A 17,331-nucleotide genomic window follows, 5' to 3' on the forward strand; every position below is an offset into this window, starting at 1 on the left:
TGCCGGCCGGTGCGTGCCGGCACACCCGTCGGCCAGTGTGCGGGCAGAGGGGACACGGCCGATCGGCGGTCGTCCGGCGGGCGGCGGTGTCGTAGGAAGTTCACACATCAAGGGGTCGGATTCCGGAAAGCGTAGCTGAGGACAGGCGGAACATTCCCGCCATCTTTGTGATGGCCTCTTAGCGGGTTGTTTCCTGTGTTTGGTACGGGTGTGACGCACGTGTCGGGTGATATCCGCTAGGGGGCGCGCGGAATTGTCGCGCGCCCCCTAGGGAGAGATTGCTCAGGGCAGCAGCGTGTCGAGGAAGGTATTGGAGAACACCCGTGCCGGGTCATAGGAGTTGAGGGTGTCCCGGGCGGTCCGCCAGCCGTCGAACGCGGCCGGTACGGTGCCGCCCAGCGTGGCGGGATCCCGCCACGGCCCGCTGTCCGTGTACGCCCAGCCCTTGGACCACTCGGGACGCACGGTCGCATACGACCCGTTGTAGGTCTGCCAGATCCACTGCTCCAGCTCACGGAAGAACGGGGCCGCGCCGGGCGTGCCGGGATAGGTGGCGAAGTCCAGCCACACCACGGTGTCCCACTCGGGACGGTCCGGACGGGCCCGGGCCGGGGACAGCAGGGGACCGTCGACCGGGTCCGTACCCGTGATGCGCAGCTCGATCGGCCCATTGACCGGGTAGGAACCGCGGCCCTGATGAGCCGTCAGCACGCTCTGGTAGCGGGCGTAGAAGTCATTCACCACGCGCTGCACATTCGCCCGGGAGGTCAGGACCGCCCAACCCGCCTCGACGATCCGCAGGGTCGTGGGTTCGACGTACAGCAGGCTGTTCTTCGACCAGCCCCAGACGTCCCAGGTGCCGGTGACGATCAGCCCGGAGCCGACGATGGACATGGCCAGCTTGGTGAAGGCGGGCGTCTTGTCGCCCCCGCCCGCCGCGATCTCCCCGAGCAGCCGCGACATCTCCTCGGTGACCCGGTTGGCGAAGGTGTAGGCGTACGGGGTGTCGATCTGCCTGGCGAACACCGGCTTGGTGGGCGCCACACTCCACACCTTCAGCCACGGCACATCGGTGAACGGGAACCAGATCGCCTCGATGCGCCCGGTGCGGTCCAGGTAGGAGCTGATCGTGCGACCGCCCGTACCCGGGGGGCCGAAGACGGTGCCCACGTTCACGTCGTACCAATTCTGGCAGCGCAGACGGGTGTTGGCCGCGGCGGTGAGCGTCACCTCGGTGACGAACGCGCGGCCCAGGTGGACGAGGAAGGCCCGGATGTCCGGGTCGGAGCGGGCAAAGGTCTTGAGCACATAGCGGCCCTCCGCCGCGCTCCAGACCACCGCGGTGAGCGAGGTGACCAGGGAGCTCAGGGTGCCGAAGCCGGAGCCCGCGGGCGGGTTCTCGGTGGCGGTCGGGACCCCGGTGCCATGGCCGCCGATCGCGAGTACCCCGCCGATGGTGAGATCCCCGGGCGCCGTGGTGGTGGCGAGGCCGAGCCCCGACTCCTCCAGGCGGGCGAGGATCCGGTCGAGGGTGGCCCCCGCCTGCGCGGTGACGCTCCCCGGGTTGCCGCCGCGCACCGTGACCGCGGTGAGGTGGGAGGCGGTGTCGACGATGACCGTACGGTTGGTGTCGGCCCCGGCGGGCACCACCAGCGGCGACCAGGTGTGGCCCTTGCCCCGGGCCCGTAGCCGGTAGCCGTGCTGATGGGCCCAGTTGGCGAGGGTGACCACATCGTCGGGCGTACGGGCCGACGCCGTCCAGACGCCCTCGATGACGATCTCCAGCGACCAGTTCCGGAAGGCTTGCTGGGCGAGTGGAATGCCCGCGGGAAAGCCGGGCGGAGGGGTGAGAGTGGCCGCGGCGCTGCCCGCGGGGATGCGATGAGCGGGCTGCAGCCCGGCCGCCGCCGCAAGTCCCGCGGCGGCGGCCCCGGTCAGTAACGAACGGCGGGTGAGGGAGGTTCTGCGAGCGCTGTCGTCGGACATGGCTGTCCTTCCGGCACGCGGCGCGCCGCCCCGTTGCACCGCGCACGGATCGTAGGGGTGAGACCGTACGAGCGCCCCGGTGCGGTGGGGGTGTGCCGGAAGGGTAAGGTGACGGGTCATCAGTTGCAATGCCCGTGCGGCGGACGGCGAAAGTGGCCGGTGGAGCTCTCCGGATCAGCCGGCGTCGTGGCGGGGCAGCAGGGATCCCAGCGGGCCGAGATCGAGATTGAGATCCTCCATCGTCAGCCCGTAGCGCTCACAGAGTTCCGCCATCCGGTCCTGGAGAATCATCAGCGTCAGCCCGACCCGTTCCTCCTGCTCCTCGCTCAGATCTCCTTGGTCGACGCGGTGCAAGGCGGTCCGCTCCATGAGCTGCCGCAAGAGCTCCACGATCGTCAGCACCAGCTTGATGAGATCGCGCTCCACCGTCTCCGGATCGGTCCTCAGCCGCTGGGCCAGCGCGCTGCCCTGCCCCTGCGGCGGCTCATCGGCCTGTGTCGGCACCAGGTCGAAAGCCCGGGCCGCGGCCTGCGCCACCTCCGCGAAGGCAGGCTCCACGGGTGCGGCCGCTTCATTCGTCATGGGCTATCCCTCGTCGTGGGCGATATAAGTCATATTGGTGATACGGGCGATTCTCATCGGGGGAGTGGAGGCAATGGACAACTGCCGGGCCGGACAACGGTGTTCAGGCCGGACGGACCCGCACGCCGGGGTCTCACCACGGCGCCGGACCGTCGGGTGTGATCGAGCGAATGACGGCCCGCAGATTGATATGCACCAGATCCACGTCGGCGATGGACAGCACCACATCTCCGGTGAGCACCGCGCCACCGTTCAGGAGACGGTCCAGGAGATCGATGAGAGCGATCTGCCGCCCCGCGAGAGGCTCTTCCGCGGAGCGGTCCACCAGGTCTCCCGGGTCCCCAGGGTCTCCCAGGTCTCCCAGGTACGAGATCTCGGCACCCGCCGCCTCCCGGGCGTCACCCTCCATCACGCACTCCGGCTTTCCGCGGGCGGGGTCGCGAAGGAGTACGGAGCCCATGGCCCGGTGACTTCGACGCGTACGCCGGGGATACCGTCGGCCATCCCCGCCAGTGCCCGGTGGAATTCCCGGATACGGTCCGTGGGCACCAGGTAGGCCTCGTTGGCGATGTTCTCCCCCGCGCCGGACGCCAGTTCACCCTGCTGCGGGCGATGGACGACCCGGTCCCGGGCAAGGGCGGCCACCCGGACCCGTACGTCGTCGGCGAGGGCGCCCGCCGCTCGATAGGCATCGCGCTGCGTCCGGCGTTGGGCCCGGCGCTGCTGCAAGTAGGCCCGGCCGGGGCTGACCGGGGAAGCAGCGGGGTCCGGACCGTCGGGGGCGGGCGGTGGTTCCGCGGCCGTGGCGCGCGGGTCCGCGTACACCTTCACCCCCAGCTCGGCATGGCCTTCGAGCCGGGAGAGCAGCGCGTCGAATTCCGCGCCACGCTCCCGCAGCATGGACCGCACCCGGTCGTCGTCCAGATACACGGTGGCCAGCCGCATGGGGAGCACTGTCGTGCCGGTGTGGGCGGCCTCGACGACCGTGTGGTGGGTACGTGCGATCTCCTCCAGCTCCGTCAGATTCTCCAGCTGCGCCTTCATGCCCTCGGTGCTGAAAGCGTCGGCCGGGACGGAGGAGACGAGCGCCGTGAGGGGTCCGGCGGTGACCGTCCGCAGCCGCCCGTCCCGGAGTCCGGTGAGCCGGGGGGCCGCCGTGCCGAGACCGGTGCCCGCCCGGCCGATGGCGTAGACGTACGAGCTCCAGAGGGGACCGGACTCCCGCTGCTCGGTGGGCAGGCGGAGCGGCTGCCGCGGGGCTGCGGCCGTCTCCGCTTCTCCCTGAAGGTGGCTGTTCACTGTTCCTCCTCGTGGTCCGCCCGGCGTCCGTCGGAGCCCTGGCCGGAGCCGATCGCCGCCCGCAGCTCGGCGAGCTCGGCGCGCAGCTGCTGGTTCTCCTCGGCCAGCGCACTGCGGCCGGCCTCCGGCGGGTGCCCGGCGGGCACCTGCTGCGATGGGCGGGCGCGGGACGAGAGCGAGGGGTCGTGCTCCCACCAGTCGATGCCCATCTCCTTGGCCTTGTCGACGGAGGCGACGAGCAGCCGCAGCTTGATGGTCAGCAGCTCGATGTCGAGCAGATTGATCTGGATGTCGCCCGCGATCACGACGCCCTTGTCGAGGACGCGTTCCAGGATGTCGGCCAGGTTGGCGGAGGACCCTTGCCGGCCGTACGGGGACGGACCGGAGGACGGCCCCATACGGCCGGCCAGTGAATCGGACATGTTCAGCCTCGTCTGTGCGGTGGGGAGAGGTCAGCGGACGCCGGCGGTACGGCGGCCCCGGGCGGGCGGCGCCGGCTCGTCCTCGTCCTCGTCGTCCGCCGCCCGCTCGTCCGGAGGGACCTCGTCCTCGTCGACGGGCTCCACGAGGTCGTCGTCCTCATCGGCCGGCTCGCCGTAGTCGTCTTCCGCGTCCGCGTCCTCGTCCTCGTCGTGCTCCTCGTCGTCCTCGTCGACCGGCTCGCCGAAGTCGTCGTCGCCGCCGTCCTCCGCCGCGAACCTGTCCTCGTCCGCATCGTCCGCATCGTCCTCCGGAGCGATGCCCTCGTCGTCGAGTTCCTCGGCCTCGTCCGCATCGTCGGCCTCGTCCTCCTCGGCCTCGTCGGTCCCGTCCGCATCGGGGCGCCCGTCGTCGTCGGAGCCGGGTTCGGCGTCCTCCCGGTCCTTCTCCGCCTCGACGGCCTCGGCGTGCTCGACCACGACCTCGCCGTCCTGGATCTCGCCCCGCCAGCCGTCGGTGGCCTCGCCGCGCAGCATGATGAATTTGCGGTAGAGCTTGAGGTCCAGCCGGGCCCGGCGGCCCTGGGCGCGCCAGATGTTGCCGGTCTTCTCGAACAGCCCCTTGGGGAAGTACTCCAGCACCAGCAGCACACGCGTCAGGTTGTCGGTGAGGCGATGAAACGTCACCACCCCCTTGACCGTGCCCTTCGCGCCCTCGGTGGTCCAGGTGATGCGCTCGTCGGGCACCTGCTCGGTGACATTGGCCCGCCAACTGCGGGTGGACTTGGCGACCTTCACCTTCCAGTTGCTGGTGGTGTCGTCGGCCTTGTCGACACTGACGACCCCCTTGGCGAAGGTGCTGAACTCCTGGAACTGCGTCCACTGGTCGTACGCCTCGCGCACCGGAACGCCCACATCGATGTCCTCGACGATGGTCACGCTCTTGGGCTTTCCGCCGCCGCCCTTGCGGCCCTTGCCGAACAGCCCCTTGACCTTGTCCTTGACGGTGTCCTTGAGGTGGGAGGCACCGACGGTCAGTGCTGCCCGCTGCGGCGACTTGCCCTCACCGAGCGCCGCACCGCCCTTCGCCAGGCTGCTCACCAGCCCCCCGGCGCCTGCGCCGGGTTCGGCGAGCTTGCCTACGCTCTCGCCCAGCTTGTGGCCGAGGCTGGTGACGGCGTGCTGGGCCCGTGCCTGGAGGTAGCGCTGCAGCTCCTCCTTGAGCTCGTCGGCCGCCGGGCTGTGGGTCACCTCGTGCTTCACCTTGCTGAAAGTGGACTCAGCCATTGCTGCCTCCGCGGTCGGCGGCTGTGCGCGCCGCACCGGACGCCTTCTTACGGGCCCCTGAGGCGGCCTTCCGCCCTGAGGAGGCGGCCGGGCGCCCGCGGGACGAGGCGGCAGCGGTCTTTCCCGAGGCCCGCGATGCGCTCGCTGCCGGGCGCCGCGCGGCGGCGGTGCCCGATTTCTTCGCTGATTTCGCGGAGGACTTCGCGGCTGATGTGGTGGCTGACTTGGCCGAGTTGGCCGAGTTGGCCGAATCGGCCGGCTTCGCGGTTGAGGCGCCAGATTTCCTGCGGCGCGGCGCGGGCTCCTCGTCCTCTTCCTCGGCGTCCACAGCGCCCTCGGCGTCCTTGGCGTCCTCGGCATTGGCATTCCCGGCGTCGCCCCGGGCCTCGCCCTCGGGCGCCCGGTCCTCGTCGTCCGCCCCCGCCCGCGGAGCCTCGTCGTCCGGAGCCCGCTCGGTATCGCCGGCCGCGTCACGGCCCTCGGTGAGGGCCGCGGTCCGCTCGTGCAGGGAGTCGGCAAGACCGGACATCCGCTGGGTGAGCGCGGTGCCGGCCGCCGCCTTCGTGGCGTCCACCAGTTCCTTGCGCACCTGGTCGTTCAGGGGGCCCAGAACCGGCGAGTTGGCGACCAGCGTGCCCAGCTGCTTCGGATCCAGATTCAGCTTCTTGCCGGCCAGAAACATGCCCAGGCCGATGGCCATCTTGGCTTTCTTCGTGCGCCCCAGTATGTAGCCCCCGACGAGGGCCACACCTATCTTGGCGTTGCTCATCATCTGTCGTACACCTCAATCTCCCCTGATCAGGAGTCGGTACGTAGTCGTTGCTGGTGGGCCTCCAGCCACTCCAGCCGGTCCAGGAGCTCGTCCTCGCGGGCGTCGAACTCCTCGGGACTGATACTGCCGTCGAGCAACTGCTGTTCCAGCGCGGCCAGTTGCTCGCGGACCGGCGCCGGGTCGTAGTACTCGCGCTCGGCGGTGAGCAGCACCTGGTCCAGGACCCAGACCGTGCCCCGCACCGGGGCCACCGGCAGGGTCAGGAGCTGTGTGAGGAGGCCCATGGCCGGTCTCCGCTCATAGGTCAGACGAAGCTGTACGGCGGCAGCGGGCCGTGCAGGCTGAAGTCGTAGGTGTCACCGCGCTGCCCGGCCTCCTCGTGAACCGCCTCCGAGAAGGCCGTGGCCTTCTCCCGCTCGACGAGGAAGGACACACTGAGGAAGTGGCGCTTCGTCGGCTCGACGTCCGCGGTGCGCACCGCGGTCCCGGCGAGCCGGGCCACGATGTCCGACCGGGCGCGCTCGTGACGGGCCTCCACCTCCTGCGAGATCAGCTCGCCGAGCGCCACCTTGTCGTCGTAGGCGCCGGGGTTCTCCCGCGTACGGTCGTTGAGCCGCCGTACCTCGGCGGACTCCCGCATGATCTCCCGCAGCAGGTCGTCCTCGTCGCGCGCCACCTTGAGGTGGTACTCACGGCAGCCGTCGACCTCTTCGAGCCGCTGGAGGTAGCTGTCGCGGTCCTGCTCCAGGACGGTGGCCACCTGCGCGTCGTCGGTGCCGACCAGTCCGAAGCGCATCGGCAGGGCGGCGCCGTCGGCCAGCAGACGATCCTGAACGTCCTGGTGGGCGGCTACATCGCGGCGCTTGGCCCGGAGCTGCGGCGGTGCGTCGCTGACCACCGCGCACAGGTCCTTGGTGCGGACGGTGCGCAGCTGCGCCGCGGGTTCGCCGACCCCGCTGATGCCGGAGAGCCGCAGGGGGTGGCCGGCCGCCGTGATGGCGTAGAGGTACGTTCCCATGGCTCAGTCCTCCCGGCGGCGCGCGGTGCGCCGGTTGCTGGCGGCGGAAGATTTACGTGCCGGCCGCTCTTCCTCTTCCGCGGAGTCCTCCTGGCCCTTCTGCAAGGATTCGCTGAATGCCTCAACGGCACCGGTCAGCGCGCCTTTCGACTTTCCTTTGGCGCCACTCTCGGTCGCCTCACCGACCAGATCGGTGAGCTGGCTCGGTGCCTTACGGCCGGATTCCAGATCGAGTCGGTTGCACGCCTCGGCGAAGCGCAGATAGGTGTCCACGCTCGCGACGACGACGCGCACATCAATCTTGAGGATTTCGATACCGACGAGCGAGACCCGCACAAAGGCGTCGATCACGAGTCCTCGGTCAAGGATCAGCTCAAGAACATCGTAAAGATTTCCCGAACCACTTCCGCTGGTAGCGGCGTTGGATTGCTGAATGGCAGTCACGGTCGATCGTCCCTTCCAGGTGACTGGAGCGGGTCATGGGGCCGTGCGTTGTCGTGGTGGGTGCCGAGCGTCGTCGGCCTACTTGTCGATCTGGCCCCGCCCGTATCGGCGGGTCCGCTCGTATCCCATCAGTTGGCCCTGCTCATCGAGGTGGACGCGGTAGGAAGCCATCACGCTCGCGGTGTCCGGCACCCTTTCGATCTCCACCACTTCCACGTTCGCCAGCCAACCGTCCTCGGTGGGCTTGAGAGCCGACACCGAGTCGGGCTCACATTGGAGCAGTTGCGCAAGTTGCCCGGAGGCGTGGCGCATTGCCGTGGAGGCGGAGATCCGTTCCGTTCCGCCGCCGTGTGCTTTCTCGCGTTCCGTGTTTTCCTCGGTCGCCATGATCCCGCCTGTCGTGCGTCGTAGGGCTTTCTGTCGAAGTACGGAGGCCGTTTGCTGGCGGTAGAGGATCGCGTGCCCCTGGGACTCGAACATATGCGTAGCCGCGCACATGGGGGAGCAATTCCCGTTCACGCAAGAGCGCCTTCGTCCCGCAAGCCGGGGATCGACGCACAGGCCGACGCGCAGGCCAAAGCACAGGCCAACGTGCAGGTCAATGTGTACGGATCGCCGGGCGGATCGGCGCATGAATGAGCTCACCGTCGCGTCATGGACAGCGCAGGAAGGCAAGCGAAACAGGGACCGGAACAGGACAGACAGACCAATTCCGAGGTGCGGAAAGGTAATTCAGAGCCGGACGTGAGGCGCCGCGGCGGGCGGTTCGCCCGCGACGGCCACCTGCGCGGGGCGCAGCAGACGGTCGCCGACCCGGTAGCCCAGGCGCAGCACCTCGGTGCACATGGCCTGCTCCAGCCGGTCGGTGGGGGTGAAGGTGACGGCCTCGTGGATCAGCGGGTCGAACGGGTCGCCCGCCGCGCCGAAGGCCTGCAGGCCCAGCGCCCCGAGCTCGGTGCGCAGTGCCTCGGCGACGCGCTGAAATCCACCGGTGACCTCGCCCTGCTCGGTGGCCTCGGCGAGGGAGTCGAGCACGGGCAGCAGCCGGCCCAGCACATTGGCCACCGCGATCTCACCGACAGCCAGCCGGTCGCGGTGGACCCGCTTGCGGTAGTTGTCGTACTCGGCCTTCAGCCGCTGCAGGTCGGCGGTCCGTTCCCGGAGTTCGGCGTACAGCACCGCCTCCGGCGGCGTCGGCCGCCCGGCCGACTCGTCATGGCCGGACGGCCTGCCGGTGCCCTGCTCCGCCCCTTCGTCCGGGCGGTCGGTGACATCGGGCGGGCCCGGTTCGGGGCGCTTGGCCGGCCCGTGTCCGACGAGGGCCAGCGGGGGGTGGGGCAGGCCGTGGACGTGGGGCGGGCGGTTCATCGTGCGCTGCCCTCCTGCTTGTCGTCGTCGACGATCTCCGCGTCGACGACATCGTCCTGCTCGTCGGCGGCGGCATCCGACCCGCCCTCACCGGCAGCGGCGCCTTCGGGGCCCGGGGCGGTCTGCGCGCCCTGGGTGTCGGCGTACATGGCCTGGCCCATCTTCTGGGAGACGGCCGCGAGCTTCTCGCTGGCGGTGCGGATCTCGGCGGTGTCCTCGCCCTTGAGCTTTTCCTTCAGCTCGCCGACGGCGGTCTGGACCTCGGTCCTGACCTCGCCGGGGATCTTGTCCTCGTTGTCCTTGAGGAACTTCTCGGTCTGGTAGACGAGCTGCTCGGCCTGGTTGCGGGTCTCGGCGGCCTCGCGCCTGCGGCGGTCCTCATCGGCGTGGTGCTCGGCGTCGCGGACCATCCGGTCGATGTCGTCCTTCGGCAGCGAGGAGCCGCCGGTGACGGTCATCTTCTGCTCCTTGCCGGTGCCCAGGTCCTTGGCCGTGACATGCATGATGCCGTTGGCGTCGATGTCGAAGGAGACCTCGATCTGCGGGACCCCGCGGGGGGCCGGCGGCAGACCGGTCAGCTGGAACATCCCGAGCTTCTTGTTGTACGCCGCGATCTCGCGCTCGCCCTGGTAGACCTGGATCTGCACGGACGGCTGGTTGTCCTCGGCCGTCGTGAAGATCTCGGAGCGCTTGGTCGGGATCGTGGTGTTGCGTTCCAGGAGCTTGGTCATGATGCCGCCCTTGGTCTCGATACCGAGGGACAGCGGGGTGACGTCCAGCAGGAGGACGTCCTTGACCTCACCCTTGAGCACACCGGCCTGGAGGGCGGCGCCGATGGCGACGACCTCGTCGGGGTTGACGCCCTTGTGCGGGTCCTTGCCGGTCAGCTCCTTGACCAGCTCGGTCACCGCGGGCATCCGGGTCGAGCCGCCGACCAGGATCACATGGTTGATGTCGGCGACCTTGACCCCGGCGTCGTTCACCGCGTTGTGGAACGGGGTCTTGCACCGTTCGAGCAGGTCGGCGGTGAGCTGCTCGAACTGTGAGCGGGTGAGCTTCTCGTCCAGGTGCAGCGGCCCGTCCGCCGACGCGCTCAGATACGGCAGATTGATCGTGGTCTCGGTCGCCGCCGACAGTTCGATCTTCGCCTTCTCGGCGGCCTCCCGCAGTCGCTGGGTGGCCATCTTGTCCTGGGACAGATCGATGCCGTACGCGTTCTTGAACTGCTTGGTCAGGTGGTCGACGATCCGCTGGTCCCAGTCGTCGCCGCCCAGGTGGGTGTCGCCGTTGGTGGCCTTCACCTCGACGACACCGTCGCCGATGTCCAGCAGTGAGACGTCGAAGGTGCCGCCGCCGAGGTCGAAGACCAGGATGGTCTGGTCGTTCTCCTTGTCGAGGCCGTAGGCCAGGGCGGCAGCGGTCGGCTCATTGACGATCCGCAGCACCTTCAGGCCGGCGATCTCGCCGGCCTCCTTGGTCGCGGTGCGCTGGGAGTCATTGAAGTAGGCCGGAACGGTGACCACGGCATCCGTGACGTCCTCGCCCAGGTATTCCTCGGCATCGCGCTTGAGCTTCTGCAGCACCCGCGCGGAGATCTCCTGAGCGGTGTACTGCTTGCCGTCGATGTCGCCGCTCTCCGGGAAGCGCCACTGCGCCTCGCCCATGTGGCGCTTGACCGACCGCGCGGTGCGGTCGACGTTGGTCACGGCCTGCCGCTTGGCGATCTCGCCCACCAGCACCTCACCGCCCTTGGCGAAGCCGACCACCGACGGGGTGGTCCGGGCGCCCTCGGCGTTGGTGATGACCGTGGGCTCCCCGCCCTCCAGCACACTGACCACCGAGTTCGTCGTACCAAGGTCAATACCCACTGCACGTGCCATGGTCTTCTCCTCACCTTGCGGCCCGCTCGCGGAACGGCCCCGCGTAGGCCTCCTCACCTGCTGATATGGGGAGCAAGCCGCCTACTCATCTGCATAGAACGCGCTGACACGCATGTCAAGATATTCCCATTCAAGGCAAAAGTTCGTTTTGCGCCAACCGCTGCCGTGCCCCCGCCGACGGCTGCCCCCGGGTGATCCCGTTCCCGGGACGCGCCCGCACCGCGGCGCCTTCCCGGGGTGGCACGGTCCAGTCGCTTCCCGCGCGGCCACGCCGACGCGGGCCGGAGCGCTACCCCAGGGGAGTGAGGCGTCGCGGTGCCGCGCTGCGCGGGCACATGCGCGGTGCGCCCGGCGGATCACCGTCCGGGCGCACCGCGCGGGCGCGCTCACGCCGCGATGTCAGGGGTCGAGGCCCAGGTGCCGAGGGACATCTCGGCGGTGATACCGGGACCGAAACCCGCCAGCAGACCGCGCTGGCCCTCCACGGCCGATGCTTCGTCGAACATCCTCGCCAGGGCGTCGAGCACCACACCGCTGGCGATGTTGCCGTACTCGGTCAGCGTCGCGCGGCTGAAGCGGAACGCCTCGGGCGGCACCTCCAGGAAGTGGCACAGGTCGTCCAGAATGCGCGGACCGCCCGCGTGGACGATGTAGAAGTCCAGTTCGCCCGCGTCCCATTGGTGCTGCTTCGCGATGGCGCGCAAAGCAGGGGCGAGCGGCTCCATGGTGCCGGGTACCCGCTTGTCCAGCTGGAAGTGGAATCCCGTGGCCCGCACCGCGTAGGAGATCCAGTCCTCGGTGTTCGGGATCAGGTACGAGCTGTTGCGCTCCAGGCGGACGCCGGTGCCGCCGTTGCCCCGGACCACGGCGGCGGCGACCGCGTCGCCGAACAGGCCGTTCGACAGCAGCGATCCCACCCCCAGATCAGTGGGCTGGTAGCACAGCGAGCAGAATTCACACGCGACGATGAGGACATTGGCCTCGGGGTACGCGGTGCAGAAGTCATGCGCGCGGTTGATCGCGGCGCCTCCCGCGGCACAGCCGAGTTGGGCTATCGGCATCTGCCGTGTCTCCGACCGGAAGCCGAGAGTGTTGATGAGCCATGCCGTCAGGGACGGCATCATGAAGCCGGTACAGGAGACGTAGACGATCAAGTCGATCTGCTGGGGCTCCAGTTCGGCCTGGTCGAGTGCCTGGCGCACCACGGCGGGGACACGGGCCTTGGACTCCTCCTCGTAGACCGCGCTGCGGGCGTCGAGCCCCGGGTGCTTGAGCACCTTGTCGATCGGCTGGATCAAATGCCGTTTGCGTACACCGGTGTGCTCGATGAGACGGAGCACCAGCCGCAGCTGCGAATGATCCTTGTGCAGCCGCCGTGCGAGTTCGAGGGTGTCGTCTTGGGTGATGACGTATTCAGGGACCGCGATTGCAGGTTTGCACAGAACCGCCATGGGATGGGCTCCTTGCAGACTTGTGGTCCGCTCAGGGAATTCCCTGATTTCCCTTTCGGGTCGCTGTCGGCCGGTGGTTCCCGCCGCGGCAACCTGCCCGAAGAACGGGCACGTTGGCCTTGGCGGGAATCGGCGGACTGAAGTGCACGACCCTCGGAGAGAACTGTGAGCGGGCCATCCGTCGAAGAATGAACTCTCCCCGTGCAGGTGGATCTTCTTTCCGACTAGTAACCGTACGCCAGAGCGGTGACTTCTGCATTCTGCGGCGTCGGCACCCTTACCAGGCGACCGGCAGCTCCAGCGGATAGCGCCAGATCGAGGTCGTGTTCCAGCGCACTTCCTCGGCCGGCTTTGCCAGCCTGAGCTCGGGGAAGCGCTCCAGGAGGGCGCCGAGGGCGACTTCCAGCTCCGTGAAGGCGAGCGGGGCGCCCAGACAGTGATGGCCGCCCCAGCCGAAGGTCATGTGGGAGGGCCGGTCCTCGCGTTCCAGATCCAGCTCGTCGGGCCGCTCGAACTTCCGGCCGTCCCGGTTTGCCGTCAGGTAGGAAACGTGCACGATGTCCCCGGCCCGGATCATCACCCCGCTCAGCTCCACGTCCTCGGTGGCGACGCGGGGGATACCGACGCCCTTACGGAAGGGGATGAACCGCAGCAGTTCCTCCATCGCCTGCGGGAGCATCTCCGGGCGGGCCCGCACCATGGCGAGTTCCCTGGGCCGGGTGAGCAGGGTGTAGGCGAGGTTGCCGATCTCGTAGGTGGTGGTGTCCTGGCCGGTGATGAGCAGCACCATGGCCAGGACCGTGAGTTCCTGGTCGTTGAGGAGCTCGTCGCCGTCGCGAGCGGTCGCCAGCGCGCTGATCAGGTCGTCTCCCGGGTGCTGGCGGCGCTTCGCCGTCAGCGTCTTGAAGTACGCGCGCATATCGGCCTTGGCGCGGACGGCGCTGTCCCGGTTCTCGACGGTGACGTTCATCATGGTCCGTGCGTGCCCGCGCAGTTGTGCGCGGTCGGCCTCGGGGATGTCGAGGACCTCGCAGATGGTGGTCAGCGGCAGCGGGGACGCCAGGCTCTCCATCAGGTCGGCAGGGGAACCCTGCGCGGTCATCCGGTCCAGCAGGTCGTCCACGACGTGCTGTGTACGGGCCCGCATGCGCTCGACCTGACGCGGGGCGAACGCTTTGGAGACCAGGCTCCGCAAGCGGCTGCTGGCCGGCGGGTCCATCACGTTGATCGCCTCGTCCTGCACGATCGGCTCGGGCGTCATCCGCGGGAAGTCCCGGCCGATGATGGCACTGCGGCTGAAGCGCCGGTCGGTCGTCACCGTGCGCACATCCTCGTACCGGGTCACGAGCCAGGCCTCGCCCTCCCCGTAGGGCAGCTTGATACGGGCGACCGGTTCCTCGGTCAGCAGACGCTTGAGCGTCGGATCGAATTCCAGTGCCTCGGCGTAGTCGAACGGGCAGTTCCACACGGTAGCGCCGGGTTCCATAATGAGCTCCCGAAGTCAGAGGTGACGAGTGGATTCACCGCCTGTGAAGGCAGAAAATTGGCGCATGTACGCGTATGTACCAGGCCGTCAGCCAGAAGCGCGCCAATTCATCCCGGATATCGTAAACACGGGGATGCGGGGGCGGCTTTACCGTCCGATCACGCTGAGGAATGGCGGGTGCTGTGGTCCGCCATTCCCCAGCGAATTGCGACCGGGGCCGGGTGCCCGAAGCGTTGCGCCATAAGGGTGATGTCCCCGCCCGTTCTGTGCGGTGACCACTGTGCTCAGCGCCGCCCCGGGCGCCGCGGGGAGGTCACAGGCCGTGGCGGCGCCCGCCGAGTACGCGTGCGCACACCTCGGCTTCCGTCCGTGCGGCGAACGGCTCCCGCGGTGCCGGGATCCGGGCGCGGTGTGCGGCGACGGCGCGGGCGGTGTCCTCCTTGACCAGATCGCCGTTGATCGCCGTGGCGGCGGTGAGCCCGGCGGCAGCGGCCTGGATCACCCCGGCATACGGATCCGTGACATTGCCGGCCACCCACACTCCGGGAATCCGGGTCGCCCCGGCCGGGCCGGCGGCCACGGCACTGCCGAGTACCTGCTCGCCGCCCTTCTGCTCGTCCACTTCGAGGCCGAGCCGGGCCAACACGGCCCCACGTGCCGCGAACCGCGGTGCGACGACCACCGCCCGGCACGGGACGGCCCGGCCGGAGTCCAGCCGCAGCCCGGTGAGCCGGTCGTCGGTCAGCTCCACCCCGGTGACCTTGCCGTCGACCACCGCGATACCGCGGGCCGCGAGCTGCTCCCACTGCTCCTCGGACGGCTCCGGCGCGGTGTGCAGGAACAGGGTCACCTCCGCGCTCCACTGGCGGAACAGCAGCGCCTTGTCCACCCCGTTCGGCCCGGTGGCCAGCACCCCGATCGGCTGGTCGCGGACCTCCCAGCCGTGGCAGTACGGGCAGTGCAGCAGCTCACGCCCCCACCGCTGCGCCAGCCCCGCGACCTCGGGCAGTTCATCGACCAGCCCGGTGGCCACCAGCAGCCGTCGCGCCCTCACCCGGGTGCCGTCGGCCAGCGCCACGTCGAAGCCCTCGTGCTCCCCGCCGTCGCCGGTCCGGCGCCGGGCCGAGACGACCCGGCCGCTGACGACCGACCCGCCGTACGCCGCCACCTCCGCCCGCCCCGCCGCCAGCAGCTCCGACGGGGGCGTGCCCTCCCGGCCCAGGTAGTTGTGCACCCGGTCGGCCGGGGCGTTGCGCGGCTCGCCGGCATCGACCACCAGTACCGAACGCCGTGCCCGGGCCAGCGCAAGGGCCCCGCTGAGCCCCGCCGCGCCACCCCCGACCACCACTACGTCATGGTGCGCCTCCGCGGAGAGCGCGGCCGGAATCCGGTCCTTCTTCTGAGTTGCCATCTCTCGTACCTCCGTTCACCGGAGATGCTCGACCGGCCGCGCCGTATTGACAAACATCGTTGCCGAGATGGCAAAGAGGAAGCCCGCCGTCCGGGGCCCGGCCACCGGCGCCGGCCCCTCGCTCAGTGCCCGCGCGTGCCCGGAGCCCGCACCGTGCCGTCCGACCCCTGCCGATCGGTGGCGTGGAGGGTGCCGAGCAGGGAGAGCGCCTCGGCGCTGGGGCTGCCCGGCTCGGCGTGGTAGATCACGAGTTGCAGGCCGGGCGCGCTCCGGACGTCGAAGGCCTGGTAGGTGAGGGACAGGGCGCCGACCTCCGGGTGGCTGAACTCCTTTGCCTCGTGGGTCTTTCCGCGCACGGTGTGGGAGTGCCAGAGCTCGGTGAACGCCGCGCTCGCCGCGGTCAGGCTCCGCACCAGCGCGGCCGGCCGCGGGGCATCGGGGTCACGGCCGACCGCCTGCCGCAGATTCGCCACCGTGGCCTGGGCCGCCCGGTTCCAGCGCGTGTGGAACTGCCGCGCCGCCGGGTCGAGGAACACCATGCGGGCAAGGTTGTCAGCCCGCTCGAAGGGGGAGAACAGCGCCTCGGCCAGGGAGTTGGCGGCCAGGATGTCCAGCGCCGGGTTGAGGACGAAGGCCGGTGTGTGCGGATAACCGTCGATCAGCTGGCGCAGGGCCGGGCCGACGGTCTCCGGCCCGTAGGACGCCGGGCGGTCGTCCGGGACGACACCGGCCAGCCGGCACAGATGCGTCCGCCCGTCCTCGTCCAGCCGCAGCGCACGGCTGAGGGCATCGAGCACCTGCGGCGAGGGGTGGCGTTCGCGGCCCTGCTCCAGCCGCGCGTAATAGTCGGCGTTCATGCCCGCCAGGACGGCGACCTCCTCGCGGCGCAGTCCGGGGACCCTGCGACGCCCGTGGGAGGGCATGCCGACGTCCTCGGGGAGGACCTGTGACCGGTGCGCCCGCAGGAACGCCCCGAGTTCGTTGTTCGTCATCCGCCCAACGTAGGGCGTGTCTGCGGGAGGTGCCTGGGTGTGGGGCACCCAGGCACGAGCTGTCCTGGTCGCGGTGCGCTCCGCGGTGGAGGCTCGCCGGTGAAAGCAACTGGCAAAGGAGCAGCCATGACGGAGCACGAGAAGGCCATCCTGATCACCGGCGCGAGCAGCGGCATCGGCGAGGCGACCGCCCGCCGCCTGGCCGCCGACGGTCACCGCGTCTTCCTCGGCGCCCGCCGCACCGATCGACTGGAAGAGCTGTCCCAGGAGATCAGCAACGACGGCGGCACCGCGGCCTTCCGGCGACTGGACGTCACCTCCGCCGAGGACATGCGGTCCTTCGTCGCGGCCGGGCACGCGGAATTCGGACGGGTCGATGTCCTGGTCAACAACGCGGGGGTGATGCCGCTGTCGCCACTGGAGGCGCTGCGGGTGGACGAATGGGACCGGATGCTCGATGTGAATGTGCGCGGGGTGCTCCATGGGATCGCCGCCGCGCTGCCCGTGATGCGAGCCCAGGGCGCCGGACACTTCGTCAATGTCGCGTCGACCGGGGCGTACGAGGTGGTGCCCACCGCCGCGGTCTACTGCGCCACCAAGTTCGCCGTACGGGCGATCTCCGAGGGACTGCGCCAGGAGTCCGCGGGCGGCATCCGGGTCAGCGTGGTCTCGCCGGGCGTCACGGAATCCGAACTCGCGGACTCCATCACCGATCCGACGGCCCGGGACGCCATGACGGCCTACCGCGCGGTGGCGCTGCCCGCTGCCGCGGTCGCGGACACCATCGCCTTCGCCGTGAGCCGGCCTCCGGAGGTCGAGGTGAACGAGCTGGTCGTGCGCCCGGCGGCCCGCACCCGCTAACAGGGCGTCTCCACAGGGCGCTTTGGCGACAAAGGGAGCGCCACCGGACCCGGTGGCGCTCCCCGCCCCTCCGCC

18 protein-coding genes are annotated in these 17,331 nt (G+C 69.7%); 1 reads left to right on the plus strand and 17 read right to left on the minus strand.

Annotated elements, in window-relative coordinates; all coding sequences use genetic code 11:
* Positions 1–282 precede the first annotated feature (282 nt).
* The 17 genes from STRNI_RS37380 to STRNI_RS37460 all read right to left on the minus strand — a co-directional run bounded on the left by STRNI_RS37380 (position 283) and on the right by STRNI_RS37460 (position 16,395).
* A complete protein-coding gene (locus tag STRNI_RS37380) occupies positions 283–1,986 on the minus strand; it encodes a cholesterol oxidase substrate-binding domain-containing protein (protein WP_277412824.1) in 1,704 nt (567 codons plus the stop codon).
* Positions 1,987–2,160: 174 nt separating this feature from the next.
* Positions 2,161–2,568 carry a gas vesicle protein K gene (locus STRNI_RS37385; RefSeq protein WP_093638102.1) on the minus strand — a complete coding sequence of 136 codons (408 nt, stop codon included), beginning with the start codon at positions 2,566–2,568 and terminating at the stop codon, positions 2,161–2,163.
* A 133-nt stretch (positions 2,569–2,701) separates the two neighbouring features.
* On the minus strand, positions 2,702–2,896 hold the full coding sequence (locus STRNI_RS37390; RefSeq protein ID WP_218041882.1) for a gas vesicle protein: 195 nt from the start codon (positions 2,894–2,896) through the stop codon (positions 2,702–2,704).
* Between the two features lie 80 nt (positions 2,897–2,976).
* Positions 2,977–3,867 (minus strand): GvpL/GvpF family gas vesicle protein, encoded by an 891-nt coding sequence (locus STRNI_RS37395; RefSeq protein ID WP_159491233.1) that lies wholly within the window; start codon positions 3,865–3,867, stop codon positions 2,977–2,979.
* Positions 3,864–4,289, minus strand: coding sequence for a gas vesicle protein (locus tag STRNI_RS37400; protein ID WP_277412825.1), 426 nt, complete (start codon positions 4,287–4,289; stop codon positions 3,864–3,866). The genes STRNI_RS37395 and STRNI_RS37400 overlap by 4 nt, the downstream gene beginning before the upstream one ends.
* A gap of 30 nt (positions 4,290–4,319) precedes the next feature.
* Positions 4,320–5,573 (minus strand): SRPBCC family protein, encoded by a 1,254-nt coding sequence (locus STRNI_RS37405; protein ID WP_277412826.1) that lies wholly within the window; start codon positions 5,571–5,573, stop codon positions 4,320–4,322.
* Entirely contained in the window at positions 5,566–6,342 is a 777-nt protein-coding gene (locus STRNI_RS37410; RefSeq protein WP_277412827.1) for a hypothetical protein, read from the minus strand. The genes STRNI_RS37405 and STRNI_RS37410 overlap by 8 nt, the downstream gene beginning before the upstream one ends.
* 29 nt (positions 6,343–6,371) lie before the next feature.
* Entirely contained in the window at positions 6,372–6,629 is a 258-nt protein-coding gene (locus STRNI_RS37415) for a gas vesicle protein GvpG (protein ID WP_159491239.1), read from the minus strand.
* A gap of 20 nt (positions 6,630–6,649) precedes the next feature.
* A complete protein-coding gene (locus tag STRNI_RS37420; protein WP_277412828.1) occupies positions 6,650–7,363 on the minus strand; it encodes a GvpL/GvpF family gas vesicle protein in 714 nt (237 codons plus the stop codon).
* A 3-nt stretch (positions 7,364–7,366) separates the two neighbouring features.
* A complete protein-coding gene (locus STRNI_RS37425; RefSeq protein ID WP_148591555.1) occupies positions 7,367–7,807 on the minus strand; it encodes a gas vesicle structural protein GvpA in 441 nt (146 codons plus the stop codon).
* A 78-nt stretch (positions 7,808–7,885) separates the two neighbouring features.
* The gene (locus STRNI_RS37430) at positions 7,886–8,194 is read right to left on the minus strand and encodes a gas vesicle protein GvpO (RefSeq protein WP_093638458.1); all 309 of its coding nucleotides are present in this window, start codon (positions 8,192–8,194) and stop codon (positions 7,886–7,888) included.
* Between the two features lie 345 nt (positions 8,195–8,539).
* Complete coding sequence (gene grpE / locus STRNI_RS37435) at positions 8,540–9,175, minus strand: nucleotide exchange factor GrpE (RefSeq protein ID WP_277412829.1); 636 nt, start codon at positions 9,173–9,175, stop codon at positions 8,540–8,542.
* Positions 9,172–11,055: a molecular chaperone DnaK gene (dnaK, locus tag STRNI_RS37440; protein WP_093638079.1), complete on the minus strand. Its 1,884-nt coding sequence runs from the start codon at positions 11,053–11,055 to the stop codon at positions 9,172–9,174. The genes grpE and dnaK overlap by 4 nt, the downstream gene beginning before the upstream one ends.
* 386 nt (positions 11,056–11,441) lie before the next feature.
* The gene (locus tag STRNI_RS37445; RefSeq protein ID WP_262371613.1) at positions 11,442–12,524 is read right to left on the minus strand and encodes a type III polyketide synthase; all 1,083 of its coding nucleotides are present in this window, start codon (positions 12,522–12,524) and stop codon (positions 11,442–11,444) included.
* Between the two features lie 259 nt (positions 12,525–12,783).
* Complete coding sequence (locus tag STRNI_RS37450) at positions 12,784–13,992, minus strand: cytochrome P450 (RefSeq protein ID WP_093638074.1); 1,209 nt, start codon at positions 13,990–13,992, stop codon at positions 12,784–12,786.
* Between the two features lie 313 nt (positions 13,993–14,305).
* On the minus strand, positions 14,306–15,403 hold the full coding sequence (locus STRNI_RS37455; protein ID WP_266439727.1) for an NAD(P)/FAD-dependent oxidoreductase: 1,098 nt from the start codon (positions 15,401–15,403) through the stop codon (positions 14,306–14,308).
* Between the two features lie 122 nt (positions 15,404–15,525).
* Positions 15,526–16,395, minus strand: coding sequence for a helix-turn-helix transcriptional regulator (locus STRNI_RS37460; protein WP_148592836.1), 870 nt, complete (start codon positions 16,393–16,395; stop codon positions 15,526–15,528).
* A 126-nt stretch (positions 16,396–16,521) separates the two neighbouring features.
* Between STRNI_RS37460 and STRNI_RS37465 the strand changes: the two genes are divergently transcribed.
* A complete protein-coding gene (locus STRNI_RS37465) occupies positions 16,522–17,256 on the plus strand; it encodes an SDR family oxidoreductase (protein ID WP_266439730.1) in 735 nt (244 codons plus the stop codon).
* Positions 17,257–17,331 lie beyond the last annotated feature (75 nt).

The organism is Streptomyces nigrescens (assembly GCF_027626975.1).
GTDB classification, from domain to species: domain Bacteria; phylum Actinomycetota; class Actinomycetes; order Streptomycetales; family Streptomycetaceae; genus Streptomyces; species Streptomyces nigrescens.